The organism is Aquabacterium sp., from assembly GCF_034003525.1.
GTDB lineage: Bacteria > Pseudomonadota > Gammaproteobacteria > Burkholderiales > Burkholderiaceae_C > Aquabacterium.
In genome coordinates this window covers 120,153-141,243 of sequence record NZ_JAVEYN010000006.1, presented here as the reverse complement: position 1 = coordinate 141,243, position 21,091 = coordinate 120,153, and the positions used below count along the sequence as shown (strand labels likewise).

Sequence of the window (21,091 nt, the reverse complement as noted above, 5' to 3'; positions counted from 1 at the left end):
GCGCGGACGATGCACAGCACCCGACATCCCTGCACGCGGCCGCATCGCCAACAAGGCGCGGCCTTGTTGATGGCCATGGTCATCGTCACGCTGGTGGCCACCTTGTCGGCCACCATGGTCTGGCAGCAGTGGCGCGCCGTGCAGATCGAGAGCGCCGAGCGGGTGCGCACACAGGCCACCTGGGTGCTCAGCGGGGCGCTCGACTGGGCGAGCTTGATCTTGCGCGAAGACCAGCGCAGCGGCGGGCCCGACCACCTGGGCGAGCCCTGGGCCATCCCGCTGGCCGAGGCGCGCCTGTCCACTTTCCTGGCCGCGGACAGCGACAACAACGCGTCCGACGAGGGCGGCACGCCGGAGGCCTTCTTGTCCGGTCAGGTCGAGGACGCGACCGCCCGCTACAACCTGCGCAATGTGCTGTCGGCCGAGGGCGAGCTGGTGCCCGACGAGGTGGCGGTGCTGCGGCGCCTGTGCGAGAACGCCGGTCTGTCGCCGGCGCTGGCCGAAGGGCTGGCGTCGGCGTGGCGGCGCGCGACCCTGGCCACCCTGGCCGACGACCCGACCATGCTGGAGAAACTCGGCGGTGAGGAAGCGCGCAGCCAGGCGCCCTTGCAGCCCCAGCGCCTCGACGAGCTCACCTGGCTGGGCCTGGACGCCGCCACCGTCGAGCGCCTGCGCCCGGTGCTGACGGTGTTGCCGCTGCGCACCCAGGTCAATGTCAACACGGCCTCGCGCGAGGTGCTGGCCGCGGTGGTCGACGGGCTGGACCTGGGTCGGGCAGCCCGCCTGGTGCAGGTGCGCCAGCGCAGTCCGTTCAAGAACCTCGATGAACTGGGCAATGTGCTGGGCGCGGGCAATTGGCGCTTCGAGCGGCTGAGCGTGGGCTCGGACTTTTTCGAGGTGCGCGGGCGGCTGCGCCTGGAAGACAACGTGATCGAGCAGCGCCATCTGGTGCAGCGGGTGGGCAATGAGGTCAAGGTGCGCAACCAGTCACGCTTTTCCGGACTCGATCGCAGCACCCTGTCCGGAGGCCCCCCGTGATCAGGGTGTTGCAGCCTGTCTCGTGCAGGTATGAATCCTTAAGGGATGGGCCGGATCGCCCTCCTACAATCACTGAGCACCCGGCTGGGGTGCGGCAGGGAACCCCGAGATCTGAAGTCCAGGCATGAGCATCCTCATCATTCAACTGCCGGCGCGCCAGCGTCCGAGTGCGTCAGCGCCCGATGCGGCCGTGGCCACGCCCGGGCCCCTGTCCTACGCCTATGTGCTCAGTGCCGATGGCGAGACGCTGAGCCGGCAGGGCCGGGGCGAGTTGACCCAGATGCCTGCCGCCGACAGCGTGGTGGCCATGCTCGCGCCCACCGATGTCAGCTGGCACCGCCTGACCCTGCCCAAGGCACCGCAGGCGCGCTTGCGCGCCGCGCTGGCCAGCCTGCTGGAAGACGCCTTGCTCGACGAGCCCGAGCAGCTGCACCTCGCCGTGGCCCCGCAGGCCAAGGTCGGGCAGCCGACCTGGGTGGCGGTGTGCGACCACACCTGGTTGACCTCGCAGCTGATGGCGCTGGAAAAGGCCCAGCTGCGTGTCGACCGGGTGGTGCCCGGTGCGGCGCCCGATGAGCCCGCCACAGCCCTGTTCCACGAGGCGCTCGAAGCCGGCCAGGGCAGTTCCGAATCCGGCCCCGAAGTGCTGATGACCTGGGCCAGCCCCGAGGGCGTGTCGACCTGGCCGCTGGGCGGTAGCCTGTCGCGCGGCCTGCTGCCCGATCCGCTGCCACCGCAAGCCCGCTTTTTCGCGACCCCACCGGTGGCTTCGCCGGCCGAACGCTGGTTGGGCCGGGCCGTGACCGTGCAGACCGCCTCCGAGCACATGCTGCTGGCCTCGCGCTCACTGTGGAACTTGCTGCAGTTCGAGCTGGCGCCGCGCAGCAAGGGCGCGCATGCGCTGTCGGACCAGTGGCGGCGTTTCCTGTCGCCCACCTGGCGGCCGGTGCGCGTGGGGCTGTTGGCCCTGCTGGGGGTGCAGGTGCTGGGGCTCAATGTGTGGGCCTGGCACCAGCAGCACACGCTCAAGAGCCGCCAGGCGCAGCGCGTGCAACTGCTGCAGCAGGCACACCCGCAGGTGCGCGTGGTGCTCGATGCCCCCGTGCAGATGCAGCGCGAGACCGACACCCTGCGGGCCCAGGCCGGCGAGCCCGGGGCCAACGACCTGGAGTCGCTGATGGCCCTGGTGGCCACCGCCTGGCCCCTCGAGACCCCGACCGCCTCGCTGCGCTACGACGGTCAGGCCCTGAGCGTGGCGCCACCGGCCGGCTGGGGCCCGGGCGAGATCGAAGCCTTCCGTGCGCAGCTGGGCGCGGCCGGCGCGCAGGTGGACAGCGAGGCCGACGGCCTGCTGACCGTGCGCCGCGGCCCCCGCAGCTGAAGCCCCTTGAAAGCAGTCTGAATGAGTTCTCCTTCCGAGCGTCTTCACTCCTTGCGCCAGGCCTGGCAGTCCCAGTGGGCCGGCATGTCGCCCAGCGAGCGCCGCCTGCTCACCGTGGCCGCCTGGCTGGCGGGCCTCACCGTGCTGGTGATGGTGGGCGTGCGGCCGGCCTGGCGCACGCTGCAGACCGTGCCGACCCAGATGCAGGCGGTGGAGGCCGAGCTGGCGCTGATGCGTCAACAGGCCGATGAGGCGCAGATCTTGCGCCAGCGCCCGCCGGTGCCGCCCGTCCAGGCGGAAGCCAGCCTGCAGTCGGCCACCGCCCGCCTGGGCGCGGGCGCACGGCTGAGCCGCCAGGGCGACCGCGCGGTGCTGAGCTTCCAGGGCGTGTCGGGCGAAGCCCTGGCCGCCTGGCTGGAGGAGGTGCGCGTGGGCGCGCGGGCGCGGCCGCTGGAGGCCGCCTGGCAGCAAGGCAGTGACGCGCTCTACCAGGGCACGGTCACCTTGTCTTTGGGGGCGGGAGGCGCGCAGTGACGACATTCCAGACGACCGTGCAAAGCACTTTTCAGTTGTTGCGCCTGCGCTGGGCGCGGCGTCCGCGCTGGTTGTTGGGCCCCGAGGCCTATGTCACCCGCAGCTTCGAGTCCACGCTGGAGGCACTGCGCTGGGACAAGGTGCGCAAGGCCGGCCAGCGCTGGGCCTGGGCCGGGGCCGTGCTGGGTGGCTTGGCCGGGCTGGTGGCGTTCGCGCCAGCGAGCTGGCTGGCCCATGGCGTGTCGCGCTGGAGTGGCGAGCGCCTGCTGCTGGCCGATGCCCAAGGCACGATCTGGCAAGGCCAGGCGGTGGCCGTGCTCACCGGCGGGCCGGGCAGCCGGGACGTGCGCGCCCTGCCGGGCCGCTTGAACTGGACGCTGCGCTGGCAGGACCGCGGCGTGCGCGTGGTGCTACAGCACGACTGCTGCCTGCCTCAGCCCGTGGCCCTGCAACTGCGCCCTGGCTGGGGCCGTGCGCGGCTGGACATCGGCCTGGTGCCGGTGGGCAACCCTCGTGGCTGGCAGACCGCCGGCACGCTGGGTCACTGGCCGGCCGCCTGGCTGAGCGGCCTGGGGACGCCCTGGAACACCTTGCAGCTCGGCGGCGTGCTGCGCGTGTCCGCCGATCAACTCGCCATCGAGTGGGTGGGCGGGCGCGTGCGGGTGAGCGGCCAGACCGATGTGTGGCTGGACAATGTCTCGTCGCGTCTGACGACATTGGACCGCCTGGGTTCGTATCACCTCGGTCTGCGTGCCGACGAGCAGGGCCTGGTGCAGATGTCGCTGCGCACCGTCGACGGCGCCTTGCAGCTGTCGGGCCAGGGCACGGTCAGTGCCGGTGGCACCTTCTTTCGGGGTGAGGCGCGGGCCAGCGAGGCCGAGCGTGGCGCCCTGGACAATTTGTTGAACATCATCGGCCGCCGCTCGGGCGACCGGTCTGTCATTTCGATCGGATAAGGCATGAAGACCCATCCCCTGCTGACACGTCCCCGCGCCACGGCGCTGCTCATGGCCCTGGCCTTGGGCTGGGGTCCGGGTGGCTTCCTGAGCGCGGGCCAGGCCGTGGCGGCACCCCAGGCCGGTGCCCGCGAGGCGATGGTGACGCTGAACTTCGTCAACGCCGAGATCGAAGGGGTGGCCCGTGCCATGGCGGCCATCCTTGACCGCCAGATCCTGGTCGATCCGCGCGTCAAGGGCACGATCACGCTCTACAGCGACCAGCCCATGAGCACCCGCTCGGCCTATCAGAACTTCCTGGCGGCCTTGCGCGGCCAGGGCTTCAGCGTGGTCGACGTGGCCGGCTTGCTCAAGATCGTGCCCGAGGCCGAGGCCAAGCTGCAGACTGGCACCGTCGATGTGGGCGCGGTGCGCCGCTCGGGCGACCAGGTGCTCACACAGATCTTCCGCCTGCAAAACGAGAGCGCCAACAACCTGGTGGCGGTGCTGCGCCCCCTGATCAGCCCCAACAACACGATCAACGCCAACCCCTCGAGCAACACCCTGGTCATCACCGACTACGCCGACAACCTGCGGCGCCTCGGGCAGATGATCGCTGCCCTCGATGTGCCCACGGCCTCCGACCTCGAAGCCATTCCGTTGCAGCACGCGGTGGCGGTGGACCTCGCGCCGGTGGTGCAGCGCCTGGCCGATGGCGGTGGCGCCGCACCCGCCGCGCCGGGGGCGGCCGCGGGTGCCGCGGGCACGCTGGTGATGGCCGATGCCCGCACCAACACCCTGATGGTGCGCGCGCCCTCGCCGGCCCGTATGACCCTGGTACGCAACCTCGTGCAGCGCCTCGACCGTCCCGGCACGGCCGGCGTGGGTGGCAGTGGCATCCACGTGGTGTACCTGAAGAACGCCGATGCCGTGAAGCTGGCCCAGGTGCTGCGTGCGGCCTATCCGGGCGCGGGCGGGGCCAGCGGCAGTGGGTCCAGCGGCAGCGTGGACACGGCCGCGGCCAGCGGCGGGCGCAATGCCGGCAATGCGCTGGGCGCCACCAACCTGGGCAATGCCAATGCGGCGTCGTCACAGTCCACCGCCCCGGTGGCGGCCTCGGCCCAGCCTTCCACCGGCGGCTTCATCCAGGCCGACCCCAGCACCAACTCGCTGATCATCACGGCCTCCGAGGCGCAGTACCGCCAGCTGCGCGCGGTCATCGATCAGCTCGACGGCCGCCGCGCCCAGATTTACATCGAGGCCATGATCGTCAAGGTCGACGCCGAGAAGGCCGCCAGCCTGGGCGTGCAGTGGGCCGGCGGTGCCGGCAGCAAGACGCTGGTGGGTGCAGGTGCCAACTTCACGGGTTTCGGCAAGATTCCCGCCCTGACCGATGTGATCACCAGCGCGGCCGCCAACTCGGTGCCGGCGCTCAACGGCTTCAACGTGGCCCTGGCCCGTCGCCTCAGCGACGGCAGCATCAGCCTGGGTGCGCTGGCCACCTTCTTGCAGACCGAGGCGGGCGGCAACATCCTGTCCACGCCCAACCTGGTCACCCTCGACAACGAAGAGGCCAAGATCGTCGTGGGCGAGAACGTGCCTTTCGTGACCGGCAGCTACAGCAACACCGGCTCGAACAATGGCTCGGTCAACCCCTTCCAGACCGTGGAGCGCAAGGACGTGGGCCTGACCTTGCGGGTGCGCCCGCAGGTGGGCGAGGGCGGCGCGGTGCGCCTGACCATCTTCCAGGAAGACGCCAGCGTCAAGAGCGCCACGGCCGCGGCCGCCAACGGCCCGACCACGTCCAAGAGCTCCATCGAGACCTCGGTGGTGGTGGACGATGGCGAGGTGCTGGTGCTGGGCGGTCTGATGAAGGACGAGTACACCGATGGGCAGTCCAAGGTGCCGCTGCTGGGCGACATCCCCTACCTGGGCAACCTGTTCAAGAGCCAGGAGCGTGGCCGTAAGAAGACCAACCTGATGGTCTTCCTGCGCCCGATCGTGATGCGCAACCAGGACGCGGCCAACGCCCTGACGCTGGACCGCTACGAGTACATGCGCCAGCGTCAGATCGAGAGCCAGCCCAAGGAAAGCACCTTGCTGCCGATCAACGCGGCGCCGGTGCTCGATCCGCTCAAGCTCAGCACCCGCCTGAGCATGCCTTCGCCGCAGCAGCCGCTCGACGATCCGGACACCCCAGTGACGAACGTGCTGATGCCGGGCAGCACGTGCTATGCGGCCAAGCTGGCCCCGGTGCCCGAGTCCACGCCCGCCACCACGGTGCCGTCGGCCCCGACTGCGGCGCCTTGAGCCTGGGAGCACGCAGACCATGGGCGCACGCCACCCCCTTCCTTACGCCTTTGCCAAGGCGCACAACCTGCTGCTGGAGCAAGACGGCGAACGCGCCACGCTGTGGGCCAGCCTGAACGTCTCGCATGCGGCGCTCTCCGAGGTGCTGCGCCTGTACGCCGTCAACCGCATCGAGCACGATCCGCCCGACACCCTGGCGCAGCGCATCGCGGCCGCCTATGCGGGCGGCGAGGGCAGTGCCGCGGCGGTGGTCGGTGAGGTCGAAAGCGCGGTCGACCTGTCGCGCATGCTGCAGGAGCTGCCGGCCGTCGAAGATCTGCTCGAATCGAGCAACGACGCGCCCATCATCCGCATGCTCAATGCGCTGCTGACGCAGGCGACCAAGGACGGGGCGTCGGACATTCACATCGAGCCCTACGAGCGCTCCTCGGCCGTGCGCTTTCGGGTGGACGGCACGTTGCGCGAGGTGGTGCAGCCCAACAAGGCCCTGCACGCTGCGCTGATCTCGCGCCTGAAGATCATGGCCGAGCTCGACATTTCCGAAAAGCGCCTGCCGCAAGACGGGCGCATTTCCTTGCGCATCGGCGGCCGCGCGGTCGACGTGCGCGTCTCGACCCTGCCCTCGGCCCACGGCGAGCGTGCCGTGCTGCGGATCCTGGACAAGGGCGACGCCAACAAGTTCACCCTCGAAGCGCTGGGCATGAGCGGCGAGTCGCTCGACAAGTTCAAGCGCCTGCTGCGCCAGCCCCACGGCATCGTGCTGGTCACCGGCCCCACCGGCTCGGGCAAGACCACCACGCTGTACGCGGGCCTGAGCACGGTCGACGCGTCCACCACCAATGTGCTGACCGTGGAAGACCCGGTCGAGTACGAGCTGGCGGGCATCGGTCAGACCCAGGTCAACGCCAAGATCGACCTGACCTTCGCCAAGGCCCTGCGCGCCATCCTGCGTCAGGACCCGGACGTCATCATGATCGGTGAAATCCGCGACTTCGAGACCGCGCAGATCGCCGTGCAGGCCTCGCTGACGGGTCACCTGGTGCTGGCCACCCTGCACACCAACGACGCGCCCAGCGCCGTCACCCGCCTGACCGACATGGGCATCGAGCCCTTCCTGCTGTCGTCCTCGCTGCTGGGTGTGCTCGGCCAGCGCCTGGTGCGCAAGCTGTGCGGGCACTGCAAGCGTCAGGACGAGCAAGGCCGCTGGCACCCGGTCGGCTGCAAGGAGTGCGGCATGAGCGGCTACAAGGGCCGCACCGGCGTGTACGAACTGATGGTGGCCGACGACGAGATCCGGGGCCTGATCCACGCCCAGGCGGCCGAGGCCCAGCTCTTCGAGGTGGCGCAAAAGGCCGGCATGAAGACCATGCGCGACGACGGCGACCGCCTGGTGGCCGAAGGCGTGACCTCGCTCGAAGAGGTCTTGCGGGTCACCCGCGAGTGAGGGATCTCATGATGGACCAAGGATAAGGGCGCACGATGCCGGCTTACCGTTTCGAAGCGCTCAACGCCGCAGGCAAGACCGTCAACGGTCTGGTCGAGGCCGACACGCCCAAGGCGGCCCGCACCCAGTTGCGCGGCCAGCAACTGGTGCCCCTCAAGGTGGACCCGGTGGCCACGGGCGATGGCGAGTCGGCCGGTTCGACTCCGCTCTTCGCCCGCCGCGTGTTCAACGCCACGGCCCTGGCCATCTGGACGCGCCAGCTCTCGGGCCTGGTCGTGGCCGGCCTGCCCCTGGAGCGCGCGCTCACCGCCTTGGCCGACGAGGCCGAGGACCCCCGTCAGCGTGAGCTGGTGGCGCAGTTGCGTGCCGAGGTGAACGCCGGGTCGACCTTTGCGCGTGCGCTGGGCGGCTACCCCCGTGAGTTCGACGAGGTCTACCGCGGCGTGGTGGCCGCGGGCGAGCAAAGCGGCCAGCTCGGCAATGTGCTCGACAAACTCGCCAACGACCTCGAAGAGCAGCAGGCCCTGACCTCCAAGCTCGTCGGCGCCACGCTCTACCCGGCCATCGTCTCGGTGTTTGCCGTGGTCATCGTGGTGGCGTTGCTGGTGTTCGTGGTGCCGCAGGTGGCGCAGGTGTTCTCCAGCAGCAAGCGCGCGCTGCCCCTGCTCACGCAGTTCATGCTGGGCCTGAGCGCCTTCATGCGCCAATGGGGCTGGCTGTTGGCGCTGGCGCTCGTGGGCGGTGGCACCGGGCTGATGTTTGCGCGACGCCAAGACGATTTCCGCGTGCGCTTCGACGCCTTCTGGCTGGGGCTGCCCGTCATCGGCCGCCTGGCCAAGGGCTACAACGCCGCGCGCTTTGCCGGCACGCTGGCCATGCTGGCTGGCTCGGGCGTGCCCATCCTCAAGGCGCTGCAGGCCGCTGCCGAAACCCTGTCCAACCGCGCCATGCGCGCCGACGCCATGGACTGCCTCGACCAGGTGCGCGAAGGCGCGCCACTGGCCTCGGCCCTGGCCGCCAAGAAGCGCTTTCCCGGCCTGCTGGCCATGTTCGCCCGCCTGGGCGAGCAGACCGGCCAGCTGCCGGTGATGCTGCAGCGTGCTGCCAACCAGCTCAGCGCCGAGGTCACGCGCAAGGCGCTGGCCATTGCCACCATCCTCGAGCCCCTGCTGATCGTGGCGATGGGCCTGGTGGTCATGCTCATCGTCATGTCGGTGATGCTGCCCATCATGCAGATGAACACCTGGGTCAAGTGAACATGGCGGCCTCCCTGTCTGGCAAGCTGGTCGTGGCGATCTCCTCGCGTGCCCTGTTCGACTTCGAAGAAGAGAACCGCCTGTTTGAAGGCGCCGACGACCGCGCCTACATGGCCCAGCAACTGGCCAAGGTCGACGAGCCCGCGCGCCCCGGCGTGGCCTTCTCCCTGGTGCGCAAGCTGCTGGCCTTCAACACGCCCGACGAGGCGCGCGTCGAGGTGGTCATCCTCTCGCGCAATGACCCCGTCTCGGGCATGCGCGTGTTCCGCTCGGCACGCCACTACGGCCTGCCCATCGAGCGCGGCGTGTTCACGCGTGGCGAGAGCCCCTGGCGCTACCTGCGCCCCTTGCAGGCCCACCTGTTTCTGTCCGCCAACGAGGCCGATGTGCGCTCGGCCCTGGGCGCCGGCGTGCCGGCCGCGCGCGTGCTGCCCCATGCTGCGCGCGCCGGTGAGGCGCACCCGAATGAGGTGCGCATCGCCTTCGATGGTGATGCGGTGCTGTTCTCCGACGAGGCAGAGCAGGTCTACCAGCGTGGCGGCCTGGACGCCTTCCAGGCCCACGAGGTCGCGCTCGCGCAGCAGCCCCTGCCCGATGGCCCGTTCAAGCCCTTGCTGCAGGCCCTGCACACCTTGCAGCAGCACGCGGCCAGCGGCGGCGCCAACGGCATGCGCATCCGCACGGCGCTGGTCACGGCCCGTGGCGCGCCCGCGCACGAACGCGCCATCCGCACCCTGATGGACTGGGGCATCGAGGTGCACGAGGCCCTGTTCCTGGGCGGCCTGCCCAAGGGCGAGTTCCTGCGCGAGTTCGAGCCCGACTTTTTCTTCGACGACCAGACTGGTCACGTCGACAACGCCGCGCCGCATGTGCCCTCAGGTCATGTCGCCGCGGGCGTGACGAACGGCCCCTGAGCCGCCTCGGAGCCTGCGCTGAGCGGCCCCGGACGTGCGCCCCGGCGCCCGCCTGTCCTGCCTTTGACGTGGTAAAACCGGGCGTTCCGTTTGCCGCCGCCAGGATGCCGCATGTATTTGAACGATTTTTTTGCCGATGCCGATGAGGACCTGATCGGTTGCATCCGTTGCCGCAACGCCAAGCCGCTGCACCTGCAGCTGAAAATGGCCTTCCAGCCCATCGTGAACGTGGACACCCGCAGCGTGTTCGCCTACGAGGCGCTGGTGCGAGGCGCCAACGGGGCCTCGGCAGGCGAGGTGCTCGCCGCCGTCGCACCGGACGAGACCTATTCCTTTGACCAGACCTGCCGCGTGCTGGCCATCGACACCGCCCAGCGCCTGGGCATGACGACTCACCTGTCGATCAACTTTCTGCCCAACGCGGTCTACGAGCCCGCCACCTGCATCCGTCTGACGCTGGCGGCCGCGCGCAAGGTGGGCTTCCCCTCCGACCGGCTGATTTTCGAGCTGACCGAGGGCGAGAAGATCCGCGACCCGGGCCACGCGCTGCGCATCATCAAGGACTACCAGCAGCGCGGCTTCCTCACCGCCATCGACGACTTCGGGGCGGGCTACTCGGGCCTGAACCTGCTGGCCGACTTCCAGCCGCACATCGTCAAGCTCGACATGGCGCTGACGCGTGACATCGACCGCGACCCGGTGCGTCGCGCCATCGTCGGCGGTGTGATCGGCACCTGCAAGGCGTTGGGCTGTCAGATCGTGGCCGAAGGCATCGAGACCCCACAGGAGCTCGACACCATGCGCCAGATGGGCGTGTCGATGTTCCAGGGCTATCTGCTGGCGCGCCCGCAGGTCGAGGCCCTGCCTGAACCCGATCTGACGTACTGCTGAACCAGCCGCCGTCGCAGCGGCACATCAGCCTGGGCCGTCAGCGCCGGAGGCTCAGTCGGTGTGGCGTCGGTTCATCTTGGCGCGAAACAGCTCCAGGATGCTGACCTCGCGCGCGCCCGGGATCAGCTCATAGCTTTCGCCCGCGGCCACCGTGCCGGGCTGGATCACCGACAGGTAAAAGCCGCAGTAGCCCGACTGCGCCATCATCTTGGTCGCCTGTCGGAAGCCCATGATGGCGTCGAACTTGTAGCAGGGCCGGCGCGGCTCGCTGATGGCCAGTACGCAGTCGGCAAACTTCAACTGGTCCCCCACATAGGCCTGGCCCTCGAGCAGGCCGGTCAGCGTCAGGTTCTCGCCCAGCATGCCGTGCGGCAAGGCCTCGCCCCAGGCCTGGGCCCCGGCCTGGGCGCGCACCGTCTGCCAGAAGGCGTAGTGCTCATGCGGGTAGGCGTACACGGCCTTGTTCAGCCCGCCATGCACCGTCAGGTCAGCCTGCTCGTCGCCGGCCAGGCCCAGGCGCTGCACGCCGATGCGTTGGGGGTCGGTTGGGGTGCTCACGGCGCGCTTGCCGATGCCGCTGAGCACACGGCGCCCCTCGATCTCAAGCGGGGTGGCCAAGGCGGTGTTGACCGACAGGATCTGGCGCGGCAGCAACGTGGACATGATCGGGGCGCAATCAGGAGGGGGCGAATCAGGGTGTCAGGGCCGCAGTATGCGCCCGTTCTCCTGGGTTGCAGCCTGCCAGGAGGGCTCAGTGCCAGGCCGACACCGTGGTCGCCATGGCCTTGAAGCCCACGACACAGGGCTGGCCCGGTTGCCAGTCCATCTGCTGGATGGCCTTGCGGGTCAGCAGGGCCCACACGGCCGGCGCCGCCTGTTCCACATCACCGTGCAGGCCCAGCGCCTGGTCCAGCTCGATCCCGACGGCGCCATAGGTGCCATGTTCTCCCGCCAGCATCACCTGGGTGATGCGGCCCTGCACGCAGTTGAGGCTGCTGGTGTCGCTGGGCGGTTGGCGGTGCAGGCTCAGGTCGCGGGCGCGCAGCTTCAGGCGCACCCGGCGGCCCACGGGGTGCAGCATGGCCGGCACCGTGATGCGCTGGCCACCGACGTCCACCTCGCTGAGCAGCCAGTTCAGGTCATGGCGGCGCACCACGCCTTCGAGCACGCTGCCCGCGTCGGTGCCTTCCAGAAAGGTGGACAGGGACACGTCTGACAGCACCTGGGCGGCCGGGCCCGCGCTGGCCATGCGGCCCTCGTGCAGCACCAGCACATCGTCGGCCAGGCGCACGACCTCGCTCATGCGCGGACTCACCAGCACCATGGGGATGCGCCAACGCCGCGGAACTTCGGCCAGCAGGCCCAGCAGTTCCTCGCGCTCGTGCTCGGGCACTTCGCCCAGCGGGTTGTCGAGCAGCAGCGCCTGGGGGCACGACAGCAGGGCGCGGCCTAGGGCCACGCGCATGCGCTGGGTGGGCGTGAGCTGCGCGGGCCGGCGTGGCAGCAGGGTGGCCAGCTCCAGCCACGCCACGATCTGGTCAAAGTCGGGGATGTCGGCCGGTGGGGTGCCGCGCGGCAGGCCATAGCGCAGGTTGCCGCGCACGCTCAGGTGGGCGAACAGGTGGGCGTGGGCGTCCAGCCAGACCAGGCGGCGCTGGTGCACCGGCAGGTTGACGCGGGCGCTGCCGTCGTAAAGGGTGTCCTGTCCCAGGGCGATGCGCCCGCCTTTGACCGGGATGAGCCCGGCGGCTGCCTGCAAGAGGGCGCTCTGGGTGGCGGGCTCGCGGCCCACCAGGGCGCAGACGCGGCCCGGGGGCACGCGAAACTGGGCGCGGATGTCCAGGCCCGGTTGCTGCAGGCGCAGCTCCACGCTCAGGGCGCGGGCGGCAGGCGAGGCCGGGCGGTGCCTGGCAAGCCGGGGGGCGGGCAGGCGCATGGACAGGGTCCACCAGCTGCGCCAGCGCGAGGCACCCAGGGTGTGGGCCAGGGGCCGGCTCATGGGGGCCAGGGCCTGGCTGCGCTGTCCCATCCACATCATCAGGGCCAGCACCGCCATCAGGCCGGCGGCGACGATGTTGCCCAGCAGGGGCAGGTCGAGCTGGCCATCGGGCAGGGTGGGCAGCCAGGGCCAGGCGCGCAGCACGCTGTCCATCGTCATCCCTTGGGGCCTTGCCAGCCGGGGCGGCTGGCAAGGACCGCGCGCTGAGCCAGTGGCCACTGCAGCCAGCTCACCAGCAGCTTGGCACCCGGGTGGCGTGAGCGGAAGGCGCAGGCCACCTGTGCGTCCAGCACGAAGTTCGGGCCGCCCGCCAGCCAGATCTTGCGCGGCGCGCCCTGCGGCGGCGTGGCCTGCCACTGGGCGCGGGTCATGAGCCGGTAGCTGGGCAGGCGGGCCCCGGTCGTCGTGCTGGCAGCGAGGCTCAACAAGGCGCGCAACTGGCCGCCGCTGAGCCGATGGGCCAGCGCCTCCAGCGGGGAGTCGGCTTCGAGCGGCTGCCAGCTGGCCACGCCGGCCCGACAGGCGGCCAGCACCTGCATCAGGGCCCGGGCGGCATCGGTCTCGCCGCGGATGCCGGCGACGTCGTCGGCCGGACCCAGCAGCAGCACGTCGGTGCGCGCCACGGTCTGGCGGTTGTAGATCAGGCCGTCCTTCTCCAGCGCCTCGGCCCGCGGGTGCGAGAGGAACAGGCCGGCGTCGATGCCCCCCTGTTCCAGGGCGTTGAGCACCTGGCGCGTGCCCATGGCCTCGAAGCGGGCCGTCCAGCCCAGGTCCTGGCGCATGGTCGACTGCCAGCGGCCGGTCAGACCGGTGCTGATCAGCAGCGGGTCGGCACCGATGCGGGGGCTGTCGGCCCGCGCGGGCACGCGCCCCTGCGCCTGGCTGGTGGCCGGGGCCGCGAGCAGGCCCAGACCGCTCAGGGTCGTGGCAAAGAAGGTGCGGCGGGAGGAGGCGGGCATGGCAGAGGGGCGGGGACACAGGGCCACGGCGGGGCGGGCAAGCCCGTCAGGATACAAAAAAGCAGAACGTCCGGGCACGCTTTCTTGGGGGGGGCGGGTCTGTCCCTGGTTCGCATCGGGGTCGGGGGGGTGTCAAAAACGGGCGACTTGATTAAAATGGAAGGTTCCCGCCGGGGCGGGGTGTCGAGAGCATTGGCGAATGTGTGGAGAAACGTGTGGAGAAACGCGTTGTTTTCAGTGCAGTGCTGTCGAGACCCTGTTTTTTAATTTTCTGGAGTGAGTCATGACTGCTGCAGTACAGGTGAATGCACCTGCTTACGTCAAAAACACCAAGCTGATCGCCTGGGTGGCCGAGATCGCCGCCCTGACCCAGCCCAAGGACATCGTCTGGTGTGACGGTTCGACCGAAGAGTACGACCGCCTGTGCGCCCAGCTCGTGGCCGCCGGCTCCTTCAAGAAGCTCAACCCCGAGCTGCGCCCCAACTCCTACCTGGCCTGGACCCACCCGTCCGACGTGGCCCGCGTGGAAGACCGCACCTTCATCTGCGCTGAGCGCAAGGAAGACGCCGGCCCCACCAACAACTGGTGTGAGCCTGCCGAGATGCGCGCCAAGCTGCAAACCGGCGAAGGCGCCCTGTTCAAGGGGGCCATGAAGGGCCGCACGATGTACGTGATCCCCTTCTCGATGGGCCCCTTGGGCTCCAACATCGCCCACATCGGCGTGGAGCTGTCTGACTCGGCCTACGTGGCTGTCAACATGAAGCTCATGACCCGCATGGGCAAGGGCGTGATCGACGTGCTGGGTGCCGACGGCGAGTTCGTGCCCTGCGTGCACACCGTGGGTGCGCCGCTGGAAGCCGGTCAGCAAGACGTGGCCTGGCCTTGCAACCCCGACACCAAGTACATCGTCCACTACCCCACGACCCGCGAAATCTGGTCGTATGGTTCGGGCTACGGCGGCAACGCGCTGCTGGGCAAGAAGTGCTTCGCGCTGCGCATCGCCTCGACCATGGGCCGCGACCAAGGCTGGCTGGCCGAGCACATGCTGCTCTTGGGCGTGACCAACCCCGAAGGCCAGAAGTACCACGTGGCCGCGGCCTTCCCGTCCGCGTGCGGCAAGACCAACTTCTCCATGCTGATCCCGCCCGAGGGTTACAAGGGCTGGAAGGTCACCACCATCGGTGACGACATCGCCTGGATCAAGCCCGGTGCTGATGGCAAGCTGTACGCCATCAACCCTGAAGCCGGCTACTTCGGCGTCGCCCCGGGCACCAACACGCTGACGAACTTCAACTGCATGAAGTCGCTGGACCGTGACGTGATCTTCACGAACGTGGCCCTGACCGACGACGGCGATGTGTGGTGGGAGTCGATGACCGACGAGTTGCCCGCGCACCTGATCGACTGGCAAGGCAAGGACTGGACGCCGGCCATCGCCAAGGAAACCGGCGCCAAGGCCGCTCATCCGAACGCCCGCTTCACCGTGGCCGCCACCAACAACCCGGCGCTGGACCCCGAGTGGGACAACCCCGCTGGCGTGCCGATCGACGCCTTCATCTTCGGTGGCCGTCGTTCGACCACCGTGCCGCTGGTGACCGAGGCCCGTGACTGGACCGAAGGCGTCTACATGGCCGCCACCATGGGTTCGGAAACCACCGCCGCCGCGTTTGGCGCGCAAGGCGTGGTGCGTCGCGACCCGTTCGCCATGCTGCCCTTCATGGGCTACAACATGAGCGACTACTTCCAGCACTGGCTGAACCTGGGCGCCAAGCTGCAGGCCGCCGGCCACAAGCTGCCCCAGATCTACTGCGTGAACTGGTTCCGCAAGGGTGCCGACGGCAAGTTCGTCTGGCCTGGCTACAGCGAGAACATGCGTGTGCTGGAGTGGATGGTGGGCCGCCTGCAAGGCAAGGCCCACGGTGTGGAAAACGCCTTCGGCATCAGCCCCACCTACGAAGACATCAACTGGAATGGCCTGAACTTCACGAAGGAACAGTTCCAGTCCGTCATCGGCATCGACACCGCCGCCTGGACGCAAGAGCTCAAGCTGCACGACGAGCTGTTCACCCAACTGGCCCACAACCTGCCGGCCGAAATGCCCGCGACCAAGGCCAAGCTGGCCCAGCGTCTGGCTGCCTGATCGGCCGATCCTGCGCTCGCCGCGTGATGGCGAGCGACCCGAAGCCCCGCCCTGCGGGGCTTTTTTTACGCCTGTTGCAGCTGGCTGGGTGGCGCAGCTTCCTCAGTCTTGGGGGCGTGTGGCGGCGGTTTGGCGCCCTTTCGCCCTGGATCGATCCGCCAAGGCGGGCAGGGGCAGGGCGCATGCCAGGTTTGCGGGGTATGCCCTGATGTTGGGGGCATGCCAACGCTCGAACATGACGCCCTGTCCATCCCCCGGAGCCGATGCCATGCGCCTTTTCCAGCCTCTTGTGCGTCGCCTGCTCGGCCGGGCATCGTCGTGGTGCATGGCCCTGCTGGGGTTGGCGTTCACCCCGGCCTGGGCCGGCGAGTTCCTGATCGGCACAGGGGTGTACGACATCACCGGTCCGGCGGCCGAAACGGGCATGTTCGGCTATGCCGCGCAGCAGGAGGTCAACGGCCTGCACCAGCGCCTGCGCGCCCGGGCCTTCATCATGCAGGGCGCCCAGGGCGGTCCGCGCGTGGTGTTCGTCAACGTCGATCTGGGCGCGGCCCACGAGTCGCTGAAGCTGGCGGTGATCCAGCGCCTGCAGGCCCGGTATGGCGCGCTCTACGGCCATGAGAACGTGATGCTCTCGGCCACCCACACCCACGTGGGCAGTGGCGGGCATGCGCACCACACGCTCTACATCCTGGCGGCGGCCGACAAGAGCGGGGCGGGCTACGATGCCCAGAGCTTCGAGGCGGCGGTGGCGGGCATCGTGGCGGCGGTGGAGCGGGCGCATCGCAACCTGGCGCCGGGGCGCATCGAACTGGTGGAGGGGACACTGCTGGGGGCCACGCGCAACCGCTCCTTGGCGGCGTTCCGCGCCCATCCCGACGCGGCCGGGTTGAGCCACGACACCAACAAGACCATGACGGTGCTCAAGTTCCGCAAGGACAACGGGCGCGAGGTCGGCATGCTGAACTGGTATGCAATCCACCCGACCAGCTTCAGCCTGAAGTTCACCCGCATCAGCGGGGACAACAAGGGCTATGCCGCTCAGTTTTTCGAGCGGCGTCAGGGTACGAACTACGCCGCGGCCGAAACCTTTGTGGCGGCCTTTGCCAATGCCGATGAGGGCGATGTGGTTCCCACCGATGGCAACGCGTACTCGGCACCGGGCTACGAGGGGTCGAGCGACGAGTACGCCAACGCCGAAGCCGCTGGCCAGCGTCAGCTGCACAAGGCTCTGGAACTGTACGCCACGCCCGGCCGCGTCCTGCCTGGCATCGTGGACGTGCGCCACCAGTGGGTGACGATGCCCGGCCTCGCCGTGGCCCCGGCCTACAGCCAGCCTGGCGGTGCGGTGCTGTGCACGGCCGCGCGTGGCGTCTCGTTTGCGGCCGGCGGCGAAAACGGGCCGTCCAACATCCCTGGCATCACCGAAGGCATGACCACGGCCAGCACCTCGGTGGGCGCGGCCTTGCAGTCGTTTGCGTCCTCCCCTTTGGGCGGGCTGGTGCAGACGGTCTTCTACGGGATCGCCTCGGTGACCAGCGACCCTTGCCAGTCCCCCAAGCCGACGCTGCTGCCCAGTGGTGCCCTGGACTGGGTGCCGTCGGTGCTGCCCTTCCAGGTGATACAGGTGGGCCCGCTGGCCATCGTCGGCCTGCCTTTCGAGCCGACCACGATGGTGGGCCAGCGCCTGCGTGCCCAGGTGCGCGAGCAACTGGCAGCCAAGGGCGTGGACACGGTGGTGGTGGCGGGCCTGTCGAACAGCTACGCCGGCTACTTGACCACCCGCGAAGAGTTCCGGCTGCAGCACTACGAGGGCGCGTCCAACGAGTTCGGCCCCTGGGCGCTGGGCGCCGTGCAGCAGACCGTGGCCCAGTTGACGCAGGCCATGGTCAGCGGGGCAGCGGTGGCGCCGGGCGTGCCGCCGCGCGACCGGAGTTCGGCGTTGCGCCTGACCCGTCCGGGTGTGGTCTTCGACGACAAGCCGCTGAAGGAGCGTTTTGGCCAGGTCCTGCGCGACGTGTCACCGGCTTACCAGCGGGGGCAGGTTGTCCAGGCGAGTTTCCGCAGCGGGCACCCCAAGAACCACCTGAAGACCCAGGACAGCTTCCTGCGTGTGGAGCGCTGGCAGGACGGCCAATGGGTCGCCGTGGCCCAGGACTGGGACTGGGAGACCAGCTACCAGTGGCACCGCGAGGGACTGGCCTATTCGGTGGTGGACGTCGTGTGGCGCATCCCCGCCGGCACGCCAGCGGGCAGCTACCGGCTGCGTCATGACGGGCACTGGAAGAGCGGCTGGACGCGGGCCATCACACCGTACACCGGGGTGAGCCGCACGTTTCGCGTGGACTGAGCTCAGTCCGGCGTCCACACCTGCGCTTCGGTCACCACGGCCATCAGCGGCAGGTCATGCGCCTGCGGGGCCAGTTCGGCAGCGCTCAGGCGGGCCTGCTCCCAAGCCACGCCAATCACGGTCACGCCGGGGTGGGCGGCCAGGTAGCGGTCGAAATAGCCGCCGCCATAGCCCAGGCGGTAGCCCTCGGGCGTGAAGCCCACGCAGGGCACCAGCACCACGTCGGGCAGCACCGCTTTGCCCACCGGGCTGGGCAGGCCGCACTCGTCCACGCTGCTCAGCTCGCCGCCATCCCAGGGCCGAAAGTGCATGGCCACCGGCTCGCGCTGGGCAAAAGGCAGGGCCAGACGGCAATCCCACTGTGCCTGGGCGCGCAAGGCCAGCGTCCTTGGGTTAAATTCCCCTTTCATGGGCCAGTACACCCCCAGGACATCGGGCTCCAGCTGCGCGAGCACGTCCAGCAGGCGTTGTGCCAGTTGCGCCTGAGCGGCTTCGCCCGCAGGCGTGGCGCTCCAGGCTTGATGCGCGGCCAGCAGGCGACGGCGCAAGGCGGGGCGATCGGGGGTGGGGTCGGTTGAGCGCATCACAGAGAGACATTCCTTTGACATTCACACTCAAGTATGCGGCCCCGGCCGCCCGGATGCTGGCGGCGATGGCCCTGGCCTGGGGCGCCTTGGCCCCGGTGGCCGTCGCCCAGCCTGTGAGCGCGGGCCCCGACGACACCGCCATCGTGGCGGCCCGCGAGGCCTGGCGCACCCGCGATGCGGTGGCCTTGCTGGCCGCACGCGACCAGCTCATCCAGACGCAGCACCCCCTGGCCCCCTGGGCCGACTACTGGTCGCTGATGTTGCGCCTGCCCACCCTCAGCGTGGCCGAGGTGGACGCCTTTTTCGCGCGCTGGCCCGACAGCTATGTGGCCGACCGCGGCCGCAACGACTGGTTGCTGGAGCTGGGACGCCGCCAGGACTGGGAGACCTTCCTGCGCATCCAGCCGCAGTTCCGCATGGCCGATGACCGCGAGGTGAATTGCCTGGGCGTGTGGGCGCGTTACCAGAGCCGCCCGGCGGCGCAGACGCATGCGGCCTGGCGCACGCAGGCCCAGCAAGCCTGGTGGGATCAGAAGGACGCCGACCAGGGCTGTGATCGCATGGCCAGCGGCCTGCTGAAGGCCGGGGTGCTGAGCGCCGATGATGTCTGGCAGAAGCTGCGTCTGGCGGTCGAGGCCAACAAGCCCAAGGCCGTGCAGCAGTCGGCGCGCCACCTGGGCGATGCTGTGGCCCAGGTGGCCGCGCGCCTGATGACCGCGCCCCAGGCCGTGTTGCAGCCCGGTGCGCTGTCCGGCTCGATGGCCTTGGCCGACGGCGAGGGAGACCGTGCACCCGGGGCATCGATCGGGCCGCAAGCGTCCACCGGGAAGGCGTCGAAGAAGTCCGCCACCAGCCTGTTGCGCAAGAAGCCGGCACCCAAGCCCACGCTGGCCAGCATCCCGCTGAGCATCCCGGCCGAGTCCGAAGGGCGCTTGAACCTGCTGGCCTTCATCCGCTGGGCCAGTGTGGATCACGCCGCCGCCACCGCGGCCATTGCCGACGAGGCCACACGTGCGCGATGGCAGTGGCGCGCCGAAGAAGCGGCGTGGGCCTGGGCCCAACTGGGCCGCACGGCGGCCTGGCGCCTCTTGCCCGAAGCACCCAGCCATTACGCCCGGGCCTGGACCGATCTGGGCCTGGCGGCCGGTGCGGGCGAGCTCTCCCCCGGGGCGGCCGCCTGGTCGGACGAGACCCTGGCCTGGATGGTGCGCAGCGCCATCCGCGCCGCCACGGCGGGCGACGCCTCGCGCTGGTTGCAGGTCGAGCAGGCGGTGTCGGCCATGACGCCGGCCCAGCGCAACGATCCCACCTGGCTGTACTGGCAGGCGCGCGCGCTGCAGGCCCGTGCGGCCAGCGTGCCATCGGCGCAGGCGGCGGTGCTGCGTCAGCAGGCGCGTGAACGCCTGATCCAGGTGGCCGACCCGCTGACCTTCTACGGCCAGCTGGCCGCCGAGGCCCTGCAGGGCCGCCCACCGGCCCCGCCGCCCGCACCCGCGCCACTCAGCGAGTCCGAACTGGCGGCCGCCGAGGTCGAGCCGGGCATCGACCGGTCTCTGCGCCTGCTGGCCCTGGGCTGGCGTTCCGAGGCGGTTCGCGAGTGGAACTTCACGCTCTCGCGTGCCCGACCGGGCGGGCTGAGCGACCGCGAACTGCTGGCGGTGGCCGAGGTGGCCTGCCGCCGCGAGATCTGGGACCGCTGCATCAACACCAGCGAACGCACCCGCCAGGTGGTGAGCCTGGCGCAGCGCTACCCCACCCCCTTCCACGACGAGGTGCTGGCTGCCGCTGCCGAGGTGGGGCTGGATGCGGCCTACATGTACGGCCTGATCCGCCAGGAGTCGCGCTTCCTGGTGGCGGCACGCTCGTCGGTGGGGGCCTCGGGCCTGATGCAGGTGATGCCGGCCACCGCGAGCTGGACCGCCCGCAAGCTGGGCATCCCCTACAGCCCCGAGCTGCTCACCGACCGTGCGACCAACCTGCGCATCGGCGCGGGCTACCTCAAGCTGGTGCTCGATGATTTCGAGGGCACGCAGGCCATGGCCGCCGCCGCCTACAACGCCGGCCCGGGTCGCCCCCGTCGCTGGCGCGAGGGCAGCACCGTCGAGGCTGCCGCCTGGGCCGAGAACGTGCCCTTTGCCGAAACCCGCGACTACGTCAAGAAGGTGCTGGCCAATGCCACGGTCTATGGCCATGTGCTGCACCGCCAGCCGCTGACCCTCCAGCAAAGGCTGGGCGCCACGATCGGGCCGCGCGTGGCGTCGGCCCCCGCAGAGGCGGGCGACCTGCCTTGAACCTCGCCTGAAACGCAAAAGGGCCCCGTCCGTGAGGAGGGGCCCTTTGACAGGAGGCGATG

General features: G+C 69.8%; 16 protein-coding genes. 12 read left to right on the top strand and 4 right to left on the bottom strand.

All coding sequences use genetic code 11. From position 1 onward, the window contains the following. Positions 1-9: 9 nt before the first annotated feature. The 9 genes from gspK (at position 10) to RBT42_RS05685 (ending at position 10,703) form a co-directional block, all read left to right on the top strand. Positions 10-1,038: a type II secretion system minor pseudopilin GspK gene (gene gspK / locus RBT42_RS05725; RefSeq protein ID WP_320362990.1), complete on the top strand. Its 1,029-nt coding sequence runs from the start codon at positions 10-12 to the stop codon at positions 1,036-1,038. A 124-nt stretch (positions 1,039-1,162) separates the two neighbouring features. Continuing rightward, positions 1,163-2,419, top strand: a complete 1,257-nt coding sequence (gene gspL, locus RBT42_RS05720; protein WP_320362988.1) for a type II secretion system protein GspL — start codon at positions 1,163-1,165, stop codon at positions 2,417-2,419. A 21-nt stretch (positions 2,420-2,440) separates the two neighbouring features. Continuing rightward, the gene (gene gspM / locus RBT42_RS05715) at positions 2,441-2,953 is read left to right on the top strand and encodes a type II secretion system protein GspM (protein WP_320362986.1); all 513 of its coding nucleotides are present in this window, start codon (positions 2,441-2,443) and stop codon (positions 2,951-2,953) included. Between the two features lie 17 nt (positions 2,954-2,970). Continuing rightward, complete coding sequence (gene gspN, locus RBT42_RS05710) at positions 2,971-3,909, top strand: type II secretion system protein N (protein ID WP_320362984.1); 939 nt, start codon at positions 2,971-2,973, stop codon at positions 3,907-3,909. Between the two features lie 3 nt (positions 3,910-3,912). Beyond that, positions 3,913-6,198, top strand: coding sequence for a type II secretion system secretin GspD (gspD, locus tag RBT42_RS05705; protein ID WP_320362982.1), 2,286 nt, complete (start codon positions 3,913-3,915; stop codon positions 6,196-6,198). 19 nt (positions 6,199-6,217) lie between these two features. Continuing rightward, positions 6,218-7,642 (top strand): type II secretion system ATPase GspE, encoded by a 1,425-nt coding sequence (gene gspE / locus RBT42_RS05700; protein ID WP_320362980.1) that lies wholly within the window; start codon positions 6,218-6,220, stop codon positions 7,640-7,642. Between the two features lie 35 nt (positions 7,643-7,677). Further along, positions 7,678-8,898, top strand: a complete 1,221-nt coding sequence (gspF, locus tag RBT42_RS05695; RefSeq protein WP_320362978.1) for a type II secretion system inner membrane protein GspF — start codon at positions 7,678-7,680, stop codon at positions 8,896-8,898. Positions 8,899-8,900: 2 nt separating this feature from the next. After that, positions 8,901-9,812, top strand: a complete 912-nt coding sequence (locus RBT42_RS05690; RefSeq protein ID WP_320362976.1) for a 5'-nucleotidase — start codon at positions 8,901-8,903, stop codon at positions 9,810-9,812. 111 nt (positions 9,813-9,923) lie between these two features. Next, entirely contained in the window at positions 9,924-10,703 is a 780-nt protein-coding gene (locus tag RBT42_RS05685; RefSeq protein ID WP_320362974.1) for an EAL domain-containing protein, read from the top strand. Between the two features lie 51 nt (positions 10,704-10,754). On the opposite strand, the gene RBT42_RS05680 is transcribed toward RBT42_RS05685, so the two are convergent. The 3 genes from RBT42_RS05680 to RBT42_RS05670 form a co-directional block, all read right to left on the bottom strand. Beyond that, positions 10,755-11,366, bottom strand: a complete 612-nt coding sequence (locus RBT42_RS05680) for an MOSC domain-containing protein (RefSeq protein ID WP_320362972.1) — start codon at positions 11,364-11,366, stop codon at positions 10,755-10,757. A gap of 88 nt (positions 11,367-11,454) precedes the next feature. After that, complete coding sequence (locus RBT42_RS05675) at positions 11,455-12,861, bottom strand: molybdenum ABC transporter ATP-binding protein (protein ID WP_320362970.1); 1,407 nt, start codon at positions 12,859-12,861, stop codon at positions 11,455-11,457. After that, positions 12,858-13,661 (bottom strand): hypothetical protein, encoded by an 804-nt coding sequence (locus tag RBT42_RS05670; RefSeq protein ID WP_320362967.1) that lies wholly within the window; start codon positions 13,659-13,661, stop codon positions 12,858-12,860. Before RBT42_RS05670 ends, RBT42_RS05675 begins: the two co-directional genes overlap by 4 nt. Positions 13,662-13,944: 283 nt before the next feature. Between RBT42_RS05670 and RBT42_RS05665 the strand changes: the two genes are divergently transcribed. Together RBT42_RS05665 and RBT42_RS05660 are read left to right on the top strand one after the other, a co-directional pair. Further along, positions 13,945-15,801: a phosphoenolpyruvate carboxykinase (GTP) gene (locus RBT42_RS05665; protein WP_320362965.1), complete on the top strand. Its 1,857-nt coding sequence runs from the start codon at positions 13,945-13,947 to the stop codon at positions 15,799-15,801. A gap of 268 nt (positions 15,802-16,069) precedes the next feature. Then, positions 16,070-18,151 carry a neutral/alkaline non-lysosomal ceramidase N-terminal domain-containing protein gene (locus RBT42_RS05660; protein ID WP_320362963.1) on the top strand — a complete coding sequence of 694 codons (2,082 nt, stop codon included), beginning with the start codon at positions 16,070-16,072 and terminating at the stop codon, positions 18,149-18,151. Positions 18,152-18,153: 2 nt separating this feature from the next. Here RBT42_RS05660 and RBT42_RS05655 read toward each other — a convergent pair whose 3' ends face one another. Beyond that, complete coding sequence (locus tag RBT42_RS05655) at positions 18,154-18,735, bottom strand: 5-formyltetrahydrofolate cyclo-ligase (protein WP_320363037.1); 582 nt, start codon at positions 18,733-18,735, stop codon at positions 18,154-18,156. A 17-nt stretch (positions 18,736-18,752) separates the two neighbouring features. Here RBT42_RS05655 and RBT42_RS05650 point away from each other — a divergent pair, with 17 nt between their 5' ends. Beyond that, positions 18,753-21,029 carry a lytic transglycosylase domain-containing protein gene (locus RBT42_RS05650; RefSeq protein WP_320362961.1) on the top strand — a complete coding sequence of 759 codons (2,277 nt, stop codon included), beginning with the start codon at positions 18,753-18,755 and terminating at the stop codon, positions 21,027-21,029. The last annotated feature ends 62 nt before the right edge of the window (positions 21,030-21,091 follow it).

Bases quoted from the DNA above. Each gene is read 5' to 3' on its own strand.
- gspM (WP_320362986.1), top strand. From the start codon at position 2,441: ATGAGTTCTCCTTCCGAGCGTCTTCACTCCTTGCGCCAGGCCTGGCAG.
- RBT42_RS05665 (WP_320362965.1), top strand. From the start codon at position 13,945: ATGACTGCTGCAGTACAGGTGAATGCACCTGCTTACGTCAAAAACACC.
- gspD (WP_320362982.1), top strand. From the start codon at position 3,913: ATGAAGACCCATCCCCTGCTGACACGTCCCCGCGCCACGGCGCTGCTC.
- RBT42_RS05680 (WP_320362972.1), bottom strand. From the start codon at position 11,366: ATGTCCACGTTGCTGCCGCGCCAGATCCTGTCGGTCAACACCGCCTTG.
- RBT42_RS05660 (WP_320362963.1), top strand. From the start codon at position 16,070: ATGCGCCTTTTCCAGCCTCTTGTGCGTCGCCTGCTCGGCCGGGCATCG.
- gspE (WP_320362980.1), top strand. From the start codon at position 6,218: ATGGGCGCACGCCACCCCCTTCCTTACGCCTTTGCCAAGGCGCACAAC.
- gspK (WP_320362990.1), top strand. From the start codon at position 10: ATGCACAGCACCCGACATCCCTGCACGCGGCCGCATCGCCAACAAGGC.
- RBT42_RS05690 (WP_320362976.1), top strand. From the start codon at position 8,901: ATGGCGGCCTCCCTGTCTGGCAAGCTGGTCGTGGCGATCTCCTCGCGT.
- gspL (WP_320362988.1), top strand. From the start codon at position 1,163: ATGAGCATCCTCATCATTCAACTGCCGGCGCGCCAGCGTCCGAGTGCG.
- gspF (WP_320362978.1), top strand. From the start codon at position 7,678: ATGCCGGCTTACCGTTTCGAAGCGCTCAACGCCGCAGGCAAGACCGTC.
- RBT42_RS05655 (WP_320363037.1), bottom strand. From the start codon at position 18,735: ATGCGCTCAACCGACCCCACCCCCGATCGCCCCGCCTTGCGCCGTCGC.
- RBT42_RS05675 (WP_320362970.1), bottom strand. From the start codon at position 12,861: ATGACGATGGACAGCGTGCTGCGCGCCTGGCCCTGGCTGCCCACCCTG.
- RBT42_RS05685 (WP_320362974.1), top strand. From the start codon at position 9,924: ATGTATTTGAACGATTTTTTTGCCGATGCCGATGAGGACCTGATCGGT.
- RBT42_RS05670 (WP_320362967.1), bottom strand. From the start codon at position 13,661: ATGCCCGCCTCCTCCCGCCGCACCTTCTTTGCCACGACCCTGAGCGGT.